Raw genomic sequence first — 3827 nt, 5'->3', positions numbered from 1 at the left:
CGCGGCGGTCATGTGCCTGGCACGCAGACGATGCAACGTCATCTACAGCATGCTGCGCAACGGCACGCTCTACCAACCCGGCGGAACCCACATCACCACGACGACACCACCACGAACCGAGACAACCCCCGCACACGCCCCCAGACCACGGCAAGACACGACACACCCCGGCACCAGACGTACACTTGACAAATTACATAGGGACACCCCACGACACCCCCGATTTCACTTCATGATTGCCCAAACATATACTGGAACTGTTGCCTAAAATCAGGCAGGGCGGCCTGTGACCACGCCGGTCATCGGCTGTCGGACTTTGTCCCAACTCCATGTGGGCGCAGCGAATGCGCAGCGCATGACTATATAGAAAAGAGGAGTTCTACAGGGGCTCGCGTTGTACGGCACATTGCCTGTGCGCGGCTGCGCGGTTTCTGTATTCGGGTGATAGTTCGCGAAAGGAGCGAATGTGCCTGGACACATCAAGGTAGCGCGGCAGTGGAGCCATAAATTCATGGCCCTTGTCGCATCGGCGGCCATGCTGGTAACTGGCAGCGTCGTCAGTATGGCGTCCGCCACGACGGCAAGTGCTGATACTCGGCGAGACAGTTATTCCGACACTGTCGGGAATTATGCTTTCGAGTCGGCTCGAGAGAAGTACGGTCTCGCCCAGAACATGAGCGAAGGTGCCACGCTCCATGCGTGGATGTGGTCGTTCAAGACCATTGAACAGAATATTCCGGCAATCGCCGAGGCCGGTTTTACTTCGGTGCAGACCGAGCCGGTGTCCGCAATCCATGCGGCCGGCAACGGAATGAAATTCACCGAAAACTGGTATTACGTCTATCAGCCGACCGATACCACGGTAGGCAACTGGGTCGTCGGATCCGAGTCCGAGCTGAAGAGCCTGTGCGAGACCGCGCACAAGTACGGTGTACGCATCATCGTCGACATTGTGGCCAATCACATGACCGCTGACTATCCTGCTATCTCCTCCCGCTGGAAGAACAACGATTATTACCATCACGACTGCAATGATGGCAACGTTTCCGACTGGAACAACCGTTACCAGGTCACCCACTGCAAGCTGGTCGGCCTGTACGATCTCAACACCGATGGCAACTCCACTGTCGGCGACATGATGGCCTCATACCTCAAGCAGCTGGTCAATGACGGTGTGGATGGCTTCCGCTATGATGCCGCCAAGCATATCGAGTTGCCGGGGGAGTACAACAACTCCTCATACTGGACCAAGATTCTCGCCAACGGCTCGCAATACCAGTACGGCGAAGTGCTGCACGACGGCATCTCCCGCGATTCCGACTATGCGAAGATGTTCGCCAGTTCCGCCAAAGGCGGCGGTGGCATCACCGCATCCGCGTACGGCGGTACGCTGCGTGGCGCGCTGAACTCGAAGAATCTCAATGCCGGCAATCTCAGTTCCTGGGACAACTACAACGTCGCCGCATCAAACCTGACGTCTTGGGTTGAATCCCACGACACCTATGCCAACGATGACAAGGAATCCACCGGCATGAGCGAATGGCAGATGACCATGGGCTGGGGCGTGATCGGTTCACGCGCCGACACCATGTCCCTGTACTTCGATCGCCCGGTCGGTTCCGGCGGCAATAACGCGCAGTTCTCCGAGCAGACACAGCTCGGCGACGCCGGCTCGACCTCCTGGAAGGACACGCAGGTCACTGCGGTCAACCACTTCCGCAACGCGATGAACAACGAGGAGGCCTCCGAGTATCTGCGCAACTGCAACGACAACTCCTGCCTCATGGTCGAGCGCTACAAGTCCGACGGCAACGCCGACACCGATGGCGTGACCGTGGTGAACATGGGCAACCAGCAGTCGCTGGCCGGCCTGTCCACCAAGCTTGACGACGGCACCTACACCGATCAGGTCAACGGTGGCACACTCACCGTGTCCGGCGGCAAGATCACCTCCGGCACCGCTACCGCCGGCAAGGTCAGCGTGTTCTACAACATGAAGACCAATATCGCCTCCGTGTCAGCGACCGGCAGCGCGAGTTTCAAGACCGACACCACGACCGTGACGTTGCGCGCCTCCAACGTGACCGGTGCCAAGTACACCACGTCCGAAGGCAAGTCCGGCAGCTACAATGACGGCGACACCATCACCGTCGGCGCGAACACCGCTGTCGGCTCCGCTGTCACCGTCACCGTAAGCGGTACTGACGCTGACGGCAAGACCGTCACCGCCTCCTTTACCTTCCAGAAGAAGGACCCCACGGCAGTCACAGTCGTGTACGCGAAGAAGCCGAGCTCGTGGAACAGCTTGGACGCGTACGTGTATGTGGACGATCCGAATGCGGCAAGCGTCACCCAGAACGCTGCGTGGCCGGGCGTCGCCATGACTGCCGCGGATGCCTGCGGCAAGAACGCCGGATACGACTACATGTACGAGATTCCAGACAACTTCGAAGGCACGGTTCGAGTTATCTTCAATGACGGTAACGCGACCAACACCACGAAGTACCCTGCCGACAGTACGTCAGGCGAAGATGCAGCTGGTCTCCAAGTCACTGGTACATCCGCGTGGAACGGCGACACATCAGCCTCCACGTCCGATGCGTTGAAGAGCGTATCGTGCGCCACTACGACCGTGAAGTCCGTGACCATCAACCAGTCCGACTTCTCGCTCGACGTGTCCAACGGTGCGACCACCAAGCAGCTGACCGCCACCACAGACCCGGCAGGCGCCTCCGTCACTTGGAGCAGCTCCGACGATTCAGTCGCCTCGGTGGCTTCCGACGGCACCGTGACCGCCAAGAAGGCAGGCACAGCGACCATCACCGCCAAGGCCGGCACTGTGAGCGCCACCGTCAAGGTGACCGTGACCGGTACCGCCCCGGTAGCCAAGAACCGCATCTACGTAACCAAGCCTTCCGGCTGGTCCAGCGTGTATATCTACATGTACGCCGGTAATGGCTCCTCCGCCACAAGCAACGCGAAGTGGCCAGGTGTGGCGATGACCGCGATTTCGGGTACTGATACGTGTGGGCAGTCCGGCTACTATTACGAAGTGCCGGACAACCTCGCCGGCAACGCGAAGGTCATCTTCTCTGACAACGGCAATAGCTCCAACCGCTACCCGGCCGACATGGCCCCGGGCATGGACTACAACGGCGGCACCATGAGCTGGACCAGCGGCAGCACCGCGCTGTCCACCGTGACCTGCCAGTCCGCGGATGTTCCGGTGTCGTCTGTTGCTATCTCCGGTGATGGCGTGTCGAATGGCGCAGTGTCGCTGGCCAAGGGCAAGTCGGTGCAGTTGTCGGCAACGGTGAGCCCGTCGAACGCGACGAACAAGACGGTCGCGTGGAACTCGTCTGACGCATCTGTTGTCTCGGTGACCGGTACGGGTTACGTGTCGGCTGTGAAGGCCGGCACGGCCACGGTCACCGCGACCGCTGGGAGCAAGAGCGCGTCGGTGAAGGTGACTGTCACTGATTCGGGTACCGAGATCGATGTCCAGTCGGTCTCGATCTCGGGTGCGGGCACGGTCGCCGCGGGCAAGACGATTCAGCTGACCGCTACGGTGACTCCGTCGAACGCGACCAACAAGACGGTCACGTGGGCGTCCCTCGACCCGTCGATTGCGACTGTGTCCTCCACCGGTGTGGTCACCGGCGTGAAGGCCGGCACCACCACGATCCTCGCGACCGCTGGTGGTGTGTCTGCGGTGCATTCGCTGTCGGTGACCGGCACTGCGTCGTCGCAGCGGTTCTCTGATGTGCCTGTGGACGCTGCGTTCTATGACGATATCGAGACTATGGTCGGCAAGGGTGTGATTCGTG

1 protein-coding gene is annotated in these 3827 nt (G+C 60.3%); it reads left to right on the top strand.

All coding sequences use genetic code 11. From position 1 onward, the window contains the following. Nucleotides 1-466 precede the first annotated feature (466 nt). Nucleotides 467-3827: Ig-like domain-containing protein (locus WD012_RS06595; protein ID WP_339562973.1), on the top strand; the 3361-nt coding region annotated here is incomplete at its 3' end.

It is taken from the genome of Bifidobacterium thermophilum, from assembly GCF_037482445.1.
Lineage (GTDB): Bacteria > Actinomycetota > Actinomycetes > Actinomycetales > Bifidobacteriaceae > Bifidobacterium > Bifidobacterium thermophilum_B.
Note: the sequence above shows the minus strand (reverse complement) of the source record. Positions and strands in the feature narration are given on the sequence as shown.